General features: G+C 70.8%; 15 protein-coding genes. 6 read left to right on the top strand and 9 right to left on the bottom strand.

Annotation, left to right across the window (positions count from 1 at the left end; genetic code table 11):
* Nucleotides 1-30 precede the first annotated feature (30 nt).
* Nucleotides 31-3,021, bottom strand: a complete 2,991-nt coding sequence (locus I2501_RS15015; RefSeq protein ID WP_196194478.1) for a penicillin acylase family protein — start codon at nucleotides 3,019-3,021, stop codon at nucleotides 31-33.
* A 308-nt stretch (nucleotides 3,022-3,329) separates the two neighbouring features.
* Here I2501_RS15015 and I2501_RS15020 point away from each other — a divergent pair, with 308 nt between their 5' ends.
* Genes I2501_RS15020 through I2501_RS15035 form a run of 4 tightly spaced genes read left to right on the top strand, consistent with a single transcriptional unit; the run spans nucleotide 3,330 to nucleotide 7,706 of the window.
* Complete coding sequence (locus I2501_RS15020) at nucleotides 3,330-4,187, top strand: acetoacetate decarboxylase family protein (RefSeq protein ID WP_196194479.1); 858 nt, start codon at nucleotides 3,330-3,332, stop codon at nucleotides 4,185-4,187.
* Nucleotides 4,188-5,078 carry an SDR family NAD(P)-dependent oxidoreductase gene (locus tag I2501_RS15025; RefSeq protein ID WP_196194480.1) on the top strand — a complete coding sequence of 297 codons (891 nt, stop codon included), beginning with the start codon at nucleotides 4,188-4,190 and terminating at the stop codon, nucleotides 5,076-5,078.
* Nucleotides 5,079-5,109: 31 nt separating this feature from the next.
* Nucleotides 5,110-6,444, top strand: a complete 1,335-nt coding sequence (locus I2501_RS15030; protein WP_196194481.1) for an amidohydrolase family protein — start codon at nucleotides 5,110-5,112, stop codon at nucleotides 6,442-6,444.
* Nucleotides 6,441-7,706 carry an amidohydrolase family protein gene (locus tag I2501_RS15035; protein WP_196194482.1) on the top strand — a complete coding sequence of 422 codons (1,266 nt, stop codon included), beginning with the start codon at nucleotides 6,441-6,443 and terminating at the stop codon, nucleotides 7,704-7,706. Before I2501_RS15030 ends, I2501_RS15035 begins: the two co-directional genes overlap by 4 nt.
* Nucleotides 7,707-7,749: 43 nt before the next feature.
* On the opposite strand, the gene I2501_RS15040 is transcribed toward I2501_RS15035, so the two are convergent.
* Nucleotides 7,750-8,634: a sterol desaturase family protein gene (locus tag I2501_RS15040; protein ID WP_196194483.1), complete on the bottom strand. Its 885-nt coding sequence runs from the start codon at nucleotides 8,632-8,634 to the stop codon at nucleotides 7,750-7,752.
* An 84-nt stretch (nucleotides 8,635-8,718) separates the two neighbouring features.
* Nucleotides 8,719-9,285, bottom strand: a complete 567-nt coding sequence (locus tag I2501_RS15045) for a tetratricopeptide repeat protein (RefSeq protein WP_236046347.1) — start codon at nucleotides 9,283-9,285, stop codon at nucleotides 8,719-8,721.
* A gap of 146 nt (nucleotides 9,286-9,431) precedes the next feature.
* Here I2501_RS15045 and I2501_RS15050 point away from each other — a divergent pair, with 146 nt between their 5' ends.
* On the top strand, nucleotides 9,432-10,196 hold the full coding sequence (locus tag I2501_RS15050; protein WP_328806376.1) for a lysoplasmalogenase: 765 nt from the start codon (nucleotides 9,432-9,434) through the stop codon (nucleotides 10,194-10,196).
* Here the strand turns inward: I2501_RS15050 and I2501_RS15055 are convergent.
* Together I2501_RS15055 and I2501_RS15060 are read right to left on the bottom strand one after the other, a co-directional pair.
* Nucleotides 10,121-10,948 carry an exodeoxyribonuclease III gene (locus I2501_RS15055; protein ID WP_196194484.1) on the bottom strand — a complete coding sequence of 276 codons (828 nt, stop codon included), beginning with the start codon at nucleotides 10,946-10,948 and terminating at the stop codon, nucleotides 10,121-10,123. The genes I2501_RS15050 and I2501_RS15055 overlap by 76 nt on opposite strands.
* A gap of 76 nt (nucleotides 10,949-11,024) precedes the next feature.
* Complete coding sequence (locus tag I2501_RS15060; RefSeq protein ID WP_196194485.1) at nucleotides 11,025-11,450, bottom strand: nuclear transport factor 2 family protein; 426 nt, start codon at nucleotides 11,448-11,450, stop codon at nucleotides 11,025-11,027.
* A gap of 213 nt (nucleotides 11,451-11,663) precedes the next feature.
* Here I2501_RS15060 and I2501_RS15065 point away from each other — a divergent pair, with 213 nt between their 5' ends.
* A complete protein-coding gene (locus I2501_RS15065) occupies nucleotides 11,664-12,260 on the top strand; it encodes a TetR/AcrR family transcriptional regulator (RefSeq protein WP_196194486.1) in 597 nt (198 codons plus the stop codon).
* On the opposite strand, the gene I2501_RS15070 is transcribed toward I2501_RS15065, so the two are convergent.
* From I2501_RS15070 to I2501_RS15085, 4 genes are all read right to left on the bottom strand, one after another.
* Nucleotides 12,261-13,184, bottom strand: a complete 924-nt coding sequence (locus I2501_RS15070; RefSeq protein WP_196194487.1) for an ABC transporter permease — start codon at nucleotides 13,182-13,184, stop codon at nucleotides 12,261-12,263. It lies immediately after the preceding gene.
* 96 nt (nucleotides 13,185-13,280) lie between these two features.
* Complete coding sequence (locus I2501_RS15075; protein WP_196194488.1) at nucleotides 13,281-14,372, bottom strand: SMP-30/gluconolactonase/LRE family protein; 1,092 nt, start codon at nucleotides 14,370-14,372, stop codon at nucleotides 13,281-13,283.
* Nucleotides 14,373-14,475: 103 nt separating this feature from the next.
* Complete coding sequence (locus I2501_RS15080) at nucleotides 14,476-14,970, bottom strand: SRPBCC family protein (RefSeq protein ID WP_196194489.1); 495 nt, start codon at nucleotides 14,968-14,970, stop codon at nucleotides 14,476-14,478.
* The gene (locus tag I2501_RS15085) at nucleotides 14,967-15,389 is read right to left on the bottom strand and encodes an ArsR/SmtB family transcription factor (RefSeq protein WP_196194490.1); all 423 of its coding nucleotides are present in this window, start codon (nucleotides 15,387-15,389) and stop codon (nucleotides 14,967-14,969) included. Before I2501_RS15085 ends, I2501_RS15080 begins: the two co-directional genes overlap by 4 nt.
* Between the last annotated feature and the right edge of the window lie 74 nt (nucleotides 15,390-15,463).

Below are 15,463 nucleotides of genomic sequence, written 5' to 3' on the forward strand. Positions count from 1 at the left end.
TCCTTACTGGTCACATCGCCTGACTGCCCGTCAGCGATGCGAGGTGTACTGCACCACCTGCTGGTAGGTCGGGCGGTTCTGCCACCCCATGTTGGGGTCGGTGACGCCGCCCAGCGGGCGCTGGACGATGGAGTCGGCGCACCACTGGTCGCCCGCCGCACAGGTGCTGTCGCCGGGGTAGACCTGGGAGGCCGGCTCCGCCGCCGCCTGCTGCAGCGTCATCAGCAGCAGCTGCCGGCACTGGGCCAGGTCGCCGCCGCCGCAGTACGGGCGGGCCAGCGCGTCGGCCGGGTGCTGGCCGAGGACGGTGCGCAGGTCCAGGTCGACGTAGGACCACCAGCCGAACTGGAACGACGAACCCTTGTGCGGGATCGACTCGTTGGCGTCCACCGGACCGTCGGACGGGCCGGTCTGGCCGCCCGAGGGCGACTCGTTGATCTGCAGCGCAACGATCATCGCGTTGAACAGGTCCTGGCCCATGTCGGGCTGGAACTCCGCCTGCACGAACAGCGGCCACCAGGCGTCGAAGGTCTGGATCGCCGAGGCGTCCGCGTAGGTGTGGCTGCCCGCCGACGTCTCCCTGCGCTGCGCGCCGTCCGCCAGCCACGCCTGCAACTGGGCGACCAGGGCCTGCTGGGCCGGGTCGGTGACCGGCTGGCTGTTGATGACCGCGAGCAGTTCGGGCAGCACGTCCTCACCGCGCAGGTCCGTCACGGCCGCGTTCTCCATCGCCTGAGCCAGCGACGCACGGGTGATCTTCTTGCCCTGCTTGGCTCCGGCGACCAGCGCCTGCACCCGGCTGTCGAGCAGGTTGGCCCGGTGGACCGGCCCGTCACCGAAGTTGGCGGACGCGTAGCCGGGGGCCTGCTTGTTGTTCCAGGACACGTAGTAGCCCTGGTCGACGCTCTGCGGGTGCTGCGCGGGCGGGGTGTACGCGGCCGTGTACGCCGCCCCGTCGAAGTCCTGCCAGGCGTACTGCGGTTCGGCCCAGCTGGGCAGGTCGGCCGCGACGGTCGCCGGACGCACCGGGTTCAGGCCGGAGTTGTAGTAGGCCGTGTGCGCGTCGTCGACGTAGAACCAGTTGAAGGTGAAGTCGATGTGCTGCGCGGCCTGTTGGAAGGTCTGCGGGGAGTCCACCGCGCTCGGGTCGTTGAGCATCTGGAAGCCGATGATCGAGTCGGCCTCGTGCATGTACGTCGAGCGCAGCGAGGTGTACGCGACCGGAACGCCGTGGACCGTCGCCCGTGAGGTGACCAGGCCGTACGCCGTCCGGTACATGATGAGCTTGTACGACCCGGCGGGCGTGCTGTCGGCGAGCGTCGGGCTCCAGGAGTCGTCGCGCTCCAGCGGGGTCATCGGCGTGCAGACGCCGTTGTCCTCGTACGCCATCGAGTCCTTGGTGGCCGGCGTCCCGTCGGTGTTGCAGAGCTTGACCGCGTAGGTGTCGGTGATGTCCTGGCCGGCGCTGGTGGCGCTCCACGAGTAGTCCTGGCCGCGACCGAGCTCGACGTAGAAGCTCAACCCGGCGAAGGACGCGCCTCGGGCGCTGATCCCGGGCCCCTGGATCTCCTCCAGCATCAGCAGCTGCGGCGCGAAGTAGCCGGTCTGCGGACCGAAGACGGCGACCGGGTGCCCGTCGTCGGTGTACTTGCCGGAGACGACAAGGGCGTTGGACATGCCGTGCTTGGCGGTCAGCAGGTTGCCCGGCAGCACGCCCTGGTCGAACACCCCGGCCAGCGACCGCAGTTGCTTGGGCGCCTTGGCCGCCTGCGCCTTGTCCTCGGCCTTCACGGCAGCCTTCGCCGCGGACTGGGCCGAAGTCTGCGCCGCTGTCTGCGCTGCGGTCCGCGCCGCCGTCGGGGTGCCGGCGCTGCTCGCGCTCGACGCCGCCGATCCGGTCGGGTCGAAGACGAGCTGCTGCGGGGTGACCGAACCCGGGTCCGGCATCGCCACACCCTGCGGATTCGCGGGATCCTGGCCGTAGTTGTAGCTCTGGCCGTCGTGCAGCGTGGTCACCGCGCTCGACGCCTCGCGCTCACGGAACGAGTTCCAGACCTGGTCGCCCTCGGTGAGCCCGTACTTGGCGTCGGCGGCCTCCTTGACCAGCGCGGACTGGAGCTGGTTGCCGCCGCCCGAGCCGAACAGCGCGCCGATCACCGAGGACAGCGCCACCAGGTCGGTCAGCTGGAACGGCTGGATCGAACCCGCGTTGGTGATCGCGTTGACCTGGCCCGTCAGGTCGTACTCGCCGGGGAAGGTACGGGAGTTGTAGGCCTGCGTGATGTACGCGTTGATCCCGTCCACGTACGCCTGCGCGTCGGCCAGCGCCTGCTTGCCGGCCGGGCCCTCGTTGGCCACCGCGTCGATCTGCTGCTGCAGTTCGCTCTCGGTGTAGGGCGCGGCCTGCCAGAAGCTCTGCTCCAGCTGCCGGTTGGCGAGCGCCCCGCCCGCGAAGCTGCTCAGCTCCCCGCGTCCGACGTGCCGGAACAGGTCCATCACCCACAGCCGGTCCTGCGCGGCGGCGTAGCCCGCGCCGTACTCGGTGCCGTAGCGCGTGGTCCCGTAGATGTGCGGCGTGCCGGTCGACTTGTCGCGGACGATGGTGACGTCGCTGCGCGGCTGGATGCTGCTCTCGACCTGACTCGGCGGGACGCCGAAGGACGAGTCGTTGAAGTAGTTGCCGAGGTCCGCGTCGGTCAGCCCGGTGTAGTCGTTCACCAGCGCGGCGTAGGGAGCGAGTTGGTCGTCCGTGTGGGCGGGCCGGGTGCCGAAGGCGCGGTTGCCGAGGATGTCCATCAGCGTCGCGTTGCCGTTCTCCCCCGGCGGCAGGATGTCGTTGCACTGCCCGCCGCAGTAGTCGTACGGGACGCTCGCCGCGGAGGTGCGCTGGGCCGTGTTCGGCACGGCCGTCGAGCTCCCCGCCGATCTGGCCACGGCTCCGGACGGCAACGCCAGCGCCGCAGCGGTGACCAGCACGGCCACCGCGGCGACGGGTCGCGACCGCAGGAGGAATCGCCGCATGTCCGCTCCCTTTCCTTGCAGGCTGACGGCCGATCCGGGTGATCAGGCCGCTTGAGTGCCCTGACAGTAGGTCAGTTACTGACCGGTCAGGAAGGTGTCGGACCGCAGTATTTTTCCTGCTCATGCCAGGCGGTCGGCACCCCTTCCGCGCCGAAACGGCCTCCGACTTGGACAAACGACCTACTTCACCACGGCGCGACGGAACGAACAGTTACCCCGTCGTGACCCTTCCCCCTTCGCGCCGTTCGGAGTAACACCGTTACAGAGCCCGCCGAGCGGCGAGGTACTGAGCGAAGGGACGGCACGCCATGGCACGCGTACGGTACGGCCCGCGCACCGAGGCCGAGATGCAGGCAGCACGGGACGCCCGCTCCGTCCTCCCCGACATCTGGTCCACCGGCGTGGTGGCCGTCTGGGAGACGGACCCTGACGTGGTGGCACAGGTGCTGCCCGCACCGCTCAAGCCCGCCGAACGTCCGCTGGTCCGGGTCAACATCAGTCAGGTGGACATCTTCGGTTCGCCGCTGGGCGCCGGGTCGTTCGCCGTCGCCGCGCAGCACGGCGCGCAGAGCGGCTGGTACCCGCTGGTGATGCCGATGACCACCGAGCGCGCGCTGACCGGCGGCCGGGAGGTCTTCGGCGAGCCGAAGAAGCTGGGCGAGGTGAGCGTCGCGCGCGAGAGCGACACCGTCCTGGCCCGACTCGCCCGCCACGGCGTCGACTTCGTCGAGGTACGCGGCCGGGTCACCACCGCGCTGCCGCTCCCGGAGGAGACCGAGAAGGTCGACTTCTACCTCAAGTTCCTCCCCGCCGTCGACGGCGACGGCTTTGACCTGGACCCGGTGCTGGTCCACTGCACCCGCCGCGAGCGCGTCCGCAAGCTGGAGGCCGTCGACGGCGAGGTGATCCTGCGCGAGTCCGCCTTCGACCCGGTCGCCGACCTGCCGGTGCGGCGGCTGCTGGAGATCACCATCGGCGAGAAGACGTCCGACCAGCGCGGACGCGTCGTCGAACGCGTCAGCCCGCAGGCGCTGCTGCCCTTCGTCCACCAGCGCTACGACGACCCGGCGCAGGTCCTCGACTCGGTCACCCCACCCGACGCCGCCTCGCGCTCGGTCGCTTCACCCGACGCCGCGGCAGCTCCGACCTCCGCCGGGGAGGCCTGAATGGAGCTGACACCGGGTCAGGTCGCCGTCGTCACCGGCGCCGCCGGCGGCATCGGGCTGGCGATGGCCCAGCGCTTCGCCGCCGAGGGCCTGCGCGTGGTCCTCGCCGACGTCGAGGAGGCCGCGCTGGACAAGGCCGTGGCCGGACTGCGCGAACAGGGCGCGGAAGCGCTGGGACAGCTCACCGACGTCTCCGAGCGTGACAGCGTCGAGGCGCTGGCCGAGGCCACGTACGAGGCCTACGGCGCGGTGCACGTGCTGTGCAACAACGCGGGCGTCGGCTCCGGCGCCGAGGGCCGGATGTGGGAGCACGAGCCGAACGACTGGAAGTGGGCCTTCGCCGTCAACATCTGGGGCGTCTTCCACGGCGTCCAGGCCTTCGTGCCGCGCATGCTGGCGGGCGGCGTGCCCGGACACGTCGTCAACACCTCCTCCGGCGACGGCGGCATCGCGCCGCTGCCGACCGCGTCCGTCTACGCGGTGACCAAGTCGGCCGTGGTCACCATGACCGAGTCGCTCTACGCCCACCTGCGCGCGGAGGGTGCGCCGATCGGCGCGTCCGTCCTCTTCCCCGGCCCGCACATGCTGCGCACCGGCCTGTGGGAGTCGCACCGCAACCGCCCCGACCGCTACGCCAAGCAGCGTCCCCGGAAGACCCCCTACCGCAGCCTGGCCCAGTGGGAGGCGGCGATGGAGGCCGCCGGGCAGACGATCGAGTTCACGCCCGTCGAGGACGTGGCCGGGGTCGTCGTGGACGGCATCCGCGCGGACCGGTTCTGGATGCTGCCGCCGAGCGAGCACAGCGACCGTCAGATCCGGGCCCGCTCGCAGTCGATGCTCGACCGCAGCAACCCGGCCTACCTGGAGAAGTTCGTCCTCGGCGACGACTGAGCAGCCCTGCCCTTGGAGGGAGAGGACGACCATGACCCATGACATCGAGCACATCGAGGGGTACGAAGACCCCTATCTGATCATCTCCTCGGACTGCCACGCCGGACTGCCGACCGAGGAGTACCGCCCCTATCTGGAGACGGCGCACCACCGCGCCTTCGACGAGTTCCTCGCCCAGGGGGAGGCGCGCCGCGAGGAGGCGACCCGGCTCGGCGTCCGCAACGAGGCCTTCGCGCAGAAGTGGTTCGAGGACCACGAGGAGGGCCTGCGCGGCGGCTGGGACGCCGCCCAGCGCGACAAGGAGCTGGACGGCGACGGCGTCGCGGGCGAGGTGGTGTTCCCGGACGCGGACGCCGTCGACTCGCGCACCGCCGCGCCGTTCGGCGTCGGGCTCGGACTCAGCGGCGACCAGGACCCCGTGCTCGGCATGGCGGGGGCACGCGCCCACAACCGCTGGCTGGCCGAGTTCGTGCGCGCGGGCGGCAGCCCCGAACGCCGGTGCGGCGTGGCCCTGTTGCCGATCACCGGCGACCCGGACACGGTCGTCGCCGAGGTCCGCCGCGCCCACGCGGACGGGCTGGGCGCGGTCATGATCCCGGCCATGTGGGTGGACCAGGCGCCCTACCACGACCGGCGCTACGACCCGGTGTGGGCTGTCTGCGAGGAGCTGCGGATGCCGGTGGTCACCCACTCCGGCGCGGCCCCGCGCCACGAGTACGGCGACCATCTGGGCATCTACGTCACCGAGGTGACGTTCTGGCCGTCCCGACCGCTCTGGTTCCTGCTCTGGTCGGGCGTCTTCGAGCGGTTCCCCGGGCTGCGGTTCGGCGTCGCCGAGTCCGGCTGCTGGTGGCTGCCCAACCTGCTCTGGTTCATGGACCGGCTGTACCTGGGCGCGCACGGCGGCAAGAAGCTGTCCCCGTTCTCCGAGCTGACCATGGCCCCGAGCGCCTACGTCGACCGCAACTGCTTCATCGCCGCCACCAACACCAAGCGCCGCGAGCTGGCCCACCGCTACGAGATCGGCGTGGACAACATCTGCTGGGGCAGCGACTTCCCGCACCCCGAGGGCACCTGGCCCAACACCCGGCAGTGGATGCGCACCACCTTCCACGACATCCCGATCGCCGAGACCCGGCGGATGCTGGGCGGCAGCTGCGCCGAGGTCTTCGGCTTCGACACCGCCGCGCTGGCCCCGATCGCCCGCCGGATCGGCCCGACCCCGGCCGAACTCGGCCAACCCGAGGACCAGTCCGCCGTCGAGGCAGCCTGGGCCCCGGCCAAGGCGGTCGGCCGCCACTGGCTGACCGGCCACGACTTCCCGTTCCTCGGCACCGCCGCCCCGACGGAGGGGAGGACGCTGTGACCCCTCCCGGCCCCACGCCGCCCGAGCGCTACACCGTCGTCTCCGCCGACTGCCACGCGGGCGCGGACCTGCTCGACTACCGTCCCTACCTGCCCAGTTCGCGCCACGAGGAGTTCGACGCCTGGGCCGCGAGCTACGTCAACCCGTTCACCGACCTGATGGCCCCCGAGGCCGCCCGCAACTGGGACTCCGACCGCCGGCTCGCCGAACTTGAGCAGGACGGCATCGTCGCCGAGGTCGTCTTCCCCAACACCGTCCCGCCGTTCTTCCCCAGCGCCTCGCTGAGCGCCGTCCAGCCCACGGCCGAGGAGTACGACCTGCGCTGGGCCGGGCTCCAGGCCCACAACCGCTGGATGGTGGACTTCTGCGCCCAGGCCCCGGGGCGCCGGGCCGGAACCTTCCAGATCCTGCTGAACGACGTCGACGCGGCCGTGGCCGAGGTGCGCCGCTGCCACGCCGCCGGGCTGACGGGCGGTCTGCTGCTGCCGGGCGTGCCGCCGGGCTCGCCGGTGCCGGAGCTCTGGTCGGACGTCTACGAGCCGCTCTGGGCGGTCTGCGCCGAGCTGGGCGTCCCGGTCAACCACCATGCGGGCTCGGCCAGCCCGGAGCTGCGCGAGGAGCCGGCGGCGCGGGCGGTCTTCATGGTGGAGACCACCTGGTTCTCACACCGGGCGCTGTGGCACCTCGCCTTCGCCGGGGTCTTCCAGCGGCATCCGCAGCTGCGGCTGGTGCTCACCGAACAGGGCTCCGGCTGGATCCCTGGCGTGCTGGACATGCTGGAGTACTACCACCGGCGGCTGGTCGGGGCCGCCGCCTCATCGGGCTCTGCGGCTCGGGCGGCGACGGCGGAGTCCAAGTTCGGCGCGGGACTGGCCGAGCTGACGGGAGACGGCCCGAGCGCCGCCTGGGAGCGCAACTGCTTCGTCGGCGCGAGCTTCATGCGCAGCCACGAGGTCCCGCTGCGCGACCGGATCGGCCTCGACAAGATCATGTGGGGCAGCGACTTCCCGCACGACGAGGGCACCTACCCGTACACGACGGAGGCGCTGCGCGTCGCCTTCGCGGGCGTGCCCTACGACGAGGTCGCCGCGATGGTCGGCGGCAACGCCGCACGGGTCTACGGCTTCGACCTCCCGGCACTGGACGCACTCGCGGCCAAGGTCGGCCCGCTGGTCGACGACATCGCCCGCCCGCTGACCGAGACCCCGCCGGGCGCGACCAGTCCTGCCTTCGCCAAGGGTTCGTCCGTGCGGGTGTGGTGACGGTTGTTCAGTCCGTACGGTCTGTTCAGTCGGTGCGGTCCGTTCAGTCCGTCGGGACCAGGGCGGCGGCCGGTGCGAGCGCCTCGGTGGCGCGGTCGGCCGGCTGCCAGCCCGGGCCCCGGAACAGGTAACCGAGCCGGTCGCGCCACCCTCGGGCCGTGGCGAGGTCCCGGCCGATCGAGAGGTACTCGTGCGTCGCCACCCGCAACGGGTTGAACGTCGCGATGTTCTTGGTCAGCCCGTAGACCGGCTGGGTGCCCTCCTCGGTGAAGGACCCGAAGAGCCGGTCCCAGACGATCAGGATGCCGCCGAAGTTCCGGTCCAGGTAGCCACCCTGGGACGCGTGGTGCACCCGGTGGTGAGAGGGCGTGTTGAACAGCAGCTCGACCGGCTTCCCGAGCTTGCCGATCCGCTCCGTGTGGATCCAGAACTGGTACACCAGGCTGACGGACGAGCAGAACGCCACCGCCGCGGGCGAGACGCCCAGCGCGATCATCGGCAGGTAGAAGACGCCGAAGGTGAGGTCCGTCCACGGCTGCCGCAACGCCGTCGACAGGTTGTAGTGCCGACTGGAGTGGTGCACCACGTGCTGCGCCCACAGCACCCGCACCCGGTGCTGGCTGCGGTGCGACCAGTAGTAGAAGAAGTCCTGCGCCAGCAGCATCAACGGCACCGTCGTCCACCAGTGGACACCGACCCGCAGCGGCGTCAGCGCGTAGACGAGGGTGTAGAGCGCGAACGTCGGGATCTTCCAGAGCAGGTTGGTGAAGAGGCTGCCCAGTCCCATGCTGATGCTGGTCACGCTGTCCCTGGTCGCGTAGCCCTGCTCGTCCTCGTCCGGATGGACCAGGAACGAGACAATCTCGATGATCGTCAGCAGCAGGAACGCGGGGATGGACCACAGCACGGGATCGGGCAGATTCGGCATGCGGGCAGCGTAGAGGCGCCGACCTGCGCTGAACAGAGGTCGTTACCGGTCGGTATCAGGCTTCGCGCCGCTGCTGGCCTGGACCTAACTCTCTCCGTCGCCCTGGCCCTCGCCCTCGCCCTCGACGAGCAGGCGCGCGTAGTTCGCCATCGACCGCTGGTAGCGCGGAAGATGGGGCGCGAGCGCGCCGACCGCCAGGGACACGGCCTCGCGACCCCGGCCCACGTCGACCAGGCAGAGCGCGAGCGTCGCGGCGACGGCGTCGTTCAGCACGGCCGCGTCCGGGTCGTGGTTCTGCCGCTCGGCGGTCAGCCACTCGACGGCCTCGTCGACGCGGCCGATGTTCCGCAACGAGCTCGACATCTGCACCACCGCGCGACGCCGCCGCATCCCGGACAGGCCGCCCTCCAGCGCCTCCCGGTAGAGCGGCACGGCCTTGTCCGAGTGTCCGGTCGAGTCCCAGGCACAGGCCCGCTCGAACGGCGCGACCGGATCGCCGTCGGGCAGTTCGTCGGCGAGCCTGTCGATCCGCTCCCGGAACTCCGCCTCGGCCTCGCGCTCGTAGTAGCCGTCGATCTCGGCCCATGCCTCGGCGCTGCGGCGTTCCCAGTCGTTCCGGTCCAGCGCACCCATGTCGATCTTGTCGGTCATGCCCGGAAGCCTCGCACAGCCGCGGCCGGCCGCGCGAAACGTTTCGCGGTTTCGAGGCTCCAGGGTTTCTGCGATTCCGGATCTTCCCACCCATGCGCAGGGCCGTCTACTCTCTGGTAACCCGCAGGCGACCTGAGAGGCAGACCGTGCCCGACCCCCGACCAGCCGAGCCCGCACTGGGCCGCCGTATGGCCGGCTACCTGGTCTTCTCCGCCCTGTATCTGGTGCTCACCCTGTTCGGCACGCGTCTGCTGGGCGGCCTCGCCGAGGACCTGACGAAGCCACTGCTGATGCCCCTGCTGGCGCTCGCCATCCGGCCGCGCGCACCGAAACTGCTGCTCGGCGCGCTGCTCGCCTCCTGCCTGGGCGACACCATGCTGCTCTTCGGCGGCGCCTGGTTCCTCGTCGGCATGGGCGGGTTCGCCGCCGCGCACGTCTGCTACATCACTCTTTTCCGCCGCAGTCTGCCCCGCCTCAGGTCCCGGCGGGGCGGTGGGCTGCGCCGAGGTGGGCGACGCGCGGTGGCGGCGATCGGCTGCTACGCCGTCGCCTGGGCCACCCTGATCACGCTGCTCTGGCCGGATCTGGCCCCCGGCCTGCGCATCCCCGTCGCCTGCTACAGCCTGCTGCTGGCCGGCACCGCGACGACGTCACTCGCCGCGGGCATTCGGACCGGCGTGGGCGGCGGACTCTTCCTGCTCTCCGACTCCCTGATCGCGACCGGTCTGGCGAACTGGCCGCAGCTGCCCGCCGCCGACTTCTGGATCATGCTGACCTACCTGGTAGGCCAGTACCTGCTGGCGACGGGCTCGCTCGGTTCAGCTACGCCGGACGGTCAGAGCGACAGATCCACCACGACCGGGGCGTGGTCCGAGGTGCCCTTGCCCTTGCGCGCCTCGCGGTCGACGTAGGAGTCGCTGACCGCCCCGACGAACGGCTTGTTGCCGTAGACCAGGTCGATCCTTATCCCGTAGTTCTTCGGGAAGCTCAACTGGCGGTAGTCCCAGTAGGTGTACGGGTGGTCGTACTTGAGCGGCCGCGGGAACACGTCCGCCAGACCGACCTCCTGCAGGTCCGTCAACGCGGCCCGCTCGGCCGCCGTCACATGCGTCGCGCCCTCGAACTTGGCGATGTCCCAGACGTCCGCGTCGGTCGGCGCGATGTTGTAGTCGCCGAGCACGGCGAACGGCCGGTCGCCCGCCGCGTCCGCGACCACGGCGTCGCGCAGGGCGCCGAGCCACCGCAGCTTGTAGGCGTAGTGCGGGTGGTCGACCTCACGGCCGTTCGGCACGTAGACCGACCAGACCCGGACCGGCCCGCAGGTGGCGGCGATGGCCCGCGCCTCGATCTCCGGCTCGGCCGGGAGCAGCGTGTCCTCCGCGGCGGCGGCCGGGTCGAGGTAACCGGGCTGACCGGGCAGGTCGCGGACGACGTCCTCGATGCCGATCTTCGAGAGGATCGCCACGCCGTTCCACCGGCCCGTGCCGTGCGCGGCGGCCTCGTAGCCGAGCTCGGCGACGGCGTCGTACGGGAAGGCGTCGGTGGCGCACTTCAGCTCCTGCAGACAGACGACGTCCGGCTGCGCCGAACGGAGCCACTCCAGCAGCTTCTCCAGCCGGGCGTTGACGGAGTTGATGTTCCACGTGGCGATGCGAACGGTCATGGCCACAACCTACCGTCCGCCACCGACAGCACCGCTCAGGCAGACCCATGCTCCTCCCACGGCCGGGTCGGGCCGACTACAGCCCCCGCGGCAGGAGCGACGCCAGGAACTCTCCCTCCAGCGGGTTGCCGTAATCGCGCGAGGAGACGATGAGGCCGTCCACCACCCGGATCACGTTGATGAAGCCCAACGTGAACGCCGTGCCGTCTGACGTCGTCCGGCCGTGGACGCGGAACTCAACGATGACGACCTCGGGATCGGCGGTCTCGTGCAGTGCCACGCCGTCGACCGCGTCGAAGCTCCAGAGTCCCTCGACGGCCTTCATCCGGGCGCGCAGGGTCTCACTCCCCTCGGTCCGGCCGGGGAAGCCGGGCCGGACAAACGGCATCTCGACGACGACGTCCGGCGCGTAGAGATCGGCGAGGTCGTCACGACTCCCCTCGACCGTCGTACGCAGCAGCAGTTCGACGGTCTCACGGGCGGTGCGGTGCTGGTTCGACATGGTTCTCTCCTCATCAGGGTGATCAAGACGCTCGGAACTCAGGGCGCGTGAAAATCAGGGCGCATGGAAATCGGGGCGCACGGAACTCCGGGCACACGGAACCAGGGCTGGGTCGTAGAATCGGAACGACCGCCCCGCTTCGACTTTACGGAACGCACGCCCCGCTTGTCCACGGAAGTTCCGGACCGGCGCGGCACGGAAGAGGAGTCCCCCATGGCCGAGACCCGTCCACTGCGCGCCGACGCGCGCCGCAACCGCGCCAAGGTGCTGGCTGCGGCGAACGAGGTCTTCGCCGCCGAAGGCCTGGCCGTGCCACTGGACGAGATCGCCCGCCGAGCGGGAGTGGGCGCGGGCACGGTCTACCGGCACTTCCCCACCAAGGAGGCCCTCTTCGAGGCCGTCGTCACCGACCGGATCGAGTCGCTGACCGCTGTGGGGCGCGACGAACTGGCGTCGGCGGACGTCAGTAACCCCGGCTCGACGGGCGACGCCTTCTTCCGCTTCCTCGACGTGATGGTGACCGACGCTGGCAGCAAGATGGACCTCGCCGACGCGCTCACGGGCGCCGGGGTCGACCTTCAGGAGTCCACACTCGCCGTGGCCGCCGACCTGCGTGCGGTGCTCACCGAGCTGCTCGGGCGGGCGCAGTCCGCGGGCACGGTCCGCGCCGACATCGACCTCGCCGACCTGCACGCCCTCGTCATCGGCGCGGTCGCGGCGGAGCGCTCCCGAGCGGAGCACCGTGGCCTCGCCAAGCAGGTCATCTACGACGGACTGCGCGTCACCGCGCCGCGGCCGGCCGGGTCGTAGTCACCCCCGCCCGTACTCCTCCTCCGCGCGCCAGAAGTGCACGTAGCCCACCACGCCGGCGACGACCGCCCATCCGAGGGCCAGCAGCCAGATGTGGTGGGTCAGGCTGCTGGCACGGACGGAGTCCATCAGCGCGTACCGCATCAGCTCGTTGAAGACCAGCGCCGGGTTGAGGTTGAGCAGGGTCCGGACGGCGTGGGGGACGTGCGCGCCGACGGTCTGGACGCTCCAGAAGACGCCGGACATGTACATCCACGTCCGGATCACGAACGGCATGAGCTGGGAGAGGTCCGTCGTCTTGGAGCCCCAGCGCGCCAGCAGCATCGCCAGCCCCGCGTTGAAGACCGTCTGCAGCAGCAGGGTGGGCAGGACGAGCAACCACTTCAGGGTCAGCGGCTCGCCCGTGGACAGGATGATGAAGGCCAGCACCACCATCGAGACCACCAGCTCCTGGAGCTGAACGATGGTCAGGGCCAGCGGCAGGCAGGCGCGGGGGAACTGCAGCGCCCGGATCAGCCCCAGATTGCCCGAGATCGCCCGCGTCCCGGCGAGCACCGCCGACTGGGTGAACTGGAAGGTGAAGATGCCGGTGCACAGGTAGGCGATGTAGTTCTGGATGCCCCGGTTGGTCTGCAGCAGCATGCCGAAGACCAGGTAGTAGACGGCCGCGTTGAGCAGCGGCGTGATCACCTGCCAGACCTGGCCCAGCCGCGCCGAGGTGTAGTTGGCCGTCAACCGCGCCGTGGCGAAGGCCAGCACGAAGTGGCGGCGTGACCACAACTGCCTGCTGTACTCGACCAGCGGCGGCCGTTTTCCGCTCAGCGCCAGGCCGTACTTCGCGGCGAGCTCGCCCGGGGTCAGCCCCGCGTCGGGATCGTCCGGACGGTCCGCGTCGAGCGTCGCGCTGACGACTCGTTCGCTCACCCCCCGACACTCTCACGCGCCACGCCAGGTCGCCCGGCACGAGGGCCGTTACGGTGGCTGGCGCGGCACCGTCCCCGCTTCAGGGCCGTTCGCGAGTCAGAGCCGCACGTGGGCCAGATCGATAGTGGCGATCGACGGCTCGGTGAGCGAGCCGAGGTAGAGGCGGCCGTCGCGCTCCGCCACGCCGGTGACGGCACGGAAGGCAGGAGTCGGACCTTGCAGGTCGTGGACCACCCGTCCGGCCGTGTCGACCGCGATCACCCAGACGGTGGACTTCGGCCCCGGCAGCAGCGCCTCCGGGACGCGCCAGAGCGCCCGCCGCGCCGCCGGATGCATGCGGTGCAGCGTGTCCAGCAGCGGGTCGCGCGGCGCGACCATGGCGATCCAGAGCAGTCCGTGGGTGCCCGCGCCGAGGTTGTCGGGGAAACCGGGCAGGTCGATCAGGGTGTCCCGGGTGCCCGCCCGCTCGCCCGTCAGCCAATACCGCGACACCCGGTACGCGCCGGTCTCGGCGACGGCCAGGTACGACTCGTCCGGACCGAACGCGAGCCCGTTGGGGAATTGCAGCCCGTCCAGCAGCACTTCCGGCTCGGCGTGCTGCTCTCCGTCCTTCCGTCCAGCGCTGTCTTTCCGTCCAGCGCTGTCTTCCCGTCCAGCGCCGCCTTGCGAGGGACGCAGCCGCAGCAGGCGACCGGTGCCCGAGTGCTCCAGCAGGTCACCGCGCCAGTTGTCGATGACGAAACGGCGGCTGGACTCGGTGAAGTAGATGGTCCCGTCAGCGGCCTGGACCACGTTGCTGACCAGCTTCAGCGGGACGCCGCCGATCCCGTCGGCCAGCGTCTCGACGGTTCCCTTCTCGGGGTCCACCCGGAGCAGCCGCCCGCCGCGGGCGTCGCAGACGAGGACCCGTCCGTCGGGCAGCGCTTCGAGGCCGGCCGGGCGACCCGGGGCGATGTCGGCGAGCGTCATCGCCTCGCGCCCGTCCGGGCTGAGCCGCAGCAACCGCCCGTCGGCGACGCCGCAGAGCACCCGTCCCTGGACGTCGACCACCACGTCCTCCGGTCCGAGCCCGGACAGCGGGATCAGGTCCACGGGCGGCAGCGACCGCTGGTGCTTCCACGCCCGCGCGCGCCCGCTCCGACGCGGCGGCGTCCAGACCTCGGGACGGATCGGCGGCCGATGGGCCATGGCGGCGAACCCCCTGCCAGAGTCTCAGCACCCGGCTCCACGGCACGCGCGCTGCTGAGGCCTCATCATGCCGCGCGGGGAGCCCGGAAGGAACCACCGCAGGTCAGGCGGCATATGCGCCGAGCACTGCGTCGAGGCGTTCGTAGCCCTCGACCACGCCGCGCTCCATCCCGCTGGCCAGGATGCCGTCCCGGGCGGCGAAGGAGTCGGCCACGGAGAGGATGGTGACGCGGGTGCGGTCGTCACCGAGGTCCTCGAACGTCGCCGTGCCGAGGGTGACCCCGTCCGGAACGCCCTCGTAGGTGAAGGTCTGGACGATGCGCGTCTCGGGCCGCACCTCGTGGAACGACCCGTAGAAGGACGCGACCTCCTGGCCGTCGCGCAGCTGGCGGTAGCGGTAGTTGCCACCGGTACGCAGGTCCCAGGTGTCGAACTTGGTGGTGAGGTCCTTGGGACCGAGCCACTGGCCGACCAGCTCGGGCTCGATCCAGGCCCGGAAGACCCGGGCTCGCGGCGCGTCGAACTCGCGGGTGATGCGGATGGTCGGCACCTCCGGGTCGGCCTCGATGACGGTCTCGGGAACCGGTCGTGCGGTCATGGCGATGCAACTCCTTCGTCGAATGGATCTGCCTGTTCTGCCTGCGCTGCCTGATCCTTCTTCGCTGCGCGGTGCGGCTGCGTCGGGGCCTCGACCTCGACGTCCATGGTGGCGAGGACGGCGTCCAGGCGGCGGAAGCGCTCCTCGGCGCTGCGCCGGTAGCGGTCGACCCAGGCCGTCATCTCCTTGAGAACGGCGGTCTCCAGATGGCACGGGCGGCGCTGCGCCTCGCGGCTCCGGCTGATCAGCCCGGCCTCCTCCAACACCTTCAGGTGCTTGGAGACCGCCTGAAGCGACATTGCGAACGGCTCGGCCAACTGGCCGGGTGTAGCGTCGCCGAGCGACAGCCGGGCCACTATGTCCCGTCTGGTCGGATCGGCGAGCGCGGTGAACGCCCGGGAGAGCTGGTCGTCGGCCACTGCTGTCCTCCAGCTGCTTCCGCGGCTTCTCGGCTCACCGCCGCTTACTCAACCGATTGGTTGAGAACAACGCT

The sequence above is a fragment of the Streptacidiphilus fuscans genome (assembly GCF_015690355.1).
Taxonomy (GTDB): Bacteria; Actinomycetota; Actinomycetes; order Streptomycetales; family Streptomycetaceae; genus Streptacidiphilus; species Streptacidiphilus fuscans.

Bases quoted from the DNA above. Each gene is read 5' to 3' on its own strand.
- I2501_RS15065 (WP_196194486.1), top strand. From the start codon at position 11,664: ATGGCCGAGACCCGTCCACTGCGCGCCGACGCGCGCCGCAACCGCGCC.
- I2501_RS15030 (WP_196194481.1), top strand. From the start codon at position 5,110: ATGACCCATGACATCGAGCACATCGAGGGGTACGAAGACCCCTATCTG.
- I2501_RS15020 (WP_196194479.1), top strand. From the start codon at position 3,330: ATGGCACGCGTACGGTACGGCCCGCGCACCGAGGCCGAGATGCAGGCA.
- I2501_RS15025 (WP_196194480.1), top strand. From the start codon at position 4,188: ATGGAGCTGACACCGGGTCAGGTCGCCGTCGTCACCGGCGCCGCCGGC.
- I2501_RS15045 (WP_236046347.1), bottom strand. From the start codon at position 9,285: ATGACCGACAAGATCGACATGGGTGCGCTGGACCGGAACGACTGGGAA.
- I2501_RS15060 (WP_196194485.1), bottom strand. From the start codon at position 11,450: ATGTCGAACCAGCACCGCACCGCCCGTGAGACCGTCGAACTGCTGCTG.
- I2501_RS15080 (WP_196194489.1), bottom strand. From the start codon at position 14,970: ATGACCGCACGACCGGTTCCCGAGACCGTCATCGAGGCCGACCCGGAG.
- I2501_RS15015 (WP_196194478.1), bottom strand. From the start codon at position 3,021: ATGCGGCGATTCCTCCTGCGGTCGCGACCCGTCGCCGCGGTGGCCGTG.
- I2501_RS15040 (WP_196194483.1), bottom strand. From the start codon at position 8,634: ATGCCGAATCTGCCCGATCCCGTGCTGTGGTCCATCCCCGCGTTCCTG.
- I2501_RS15075 (WP_196194488.1), bottom strand. From the start codon at position 14,372: ATGGCCCATCGGCCGCCGATCCGTCCCGAGGTCTGGACGCCGCCGCGT.
- I2501_RS15055 (WP_196194484.1), bottom strand. From the start codon at position 10,948: ATGACCGTTCGCATCGCCACGTGGAACATCAACTCCGTCAACGCCCGG.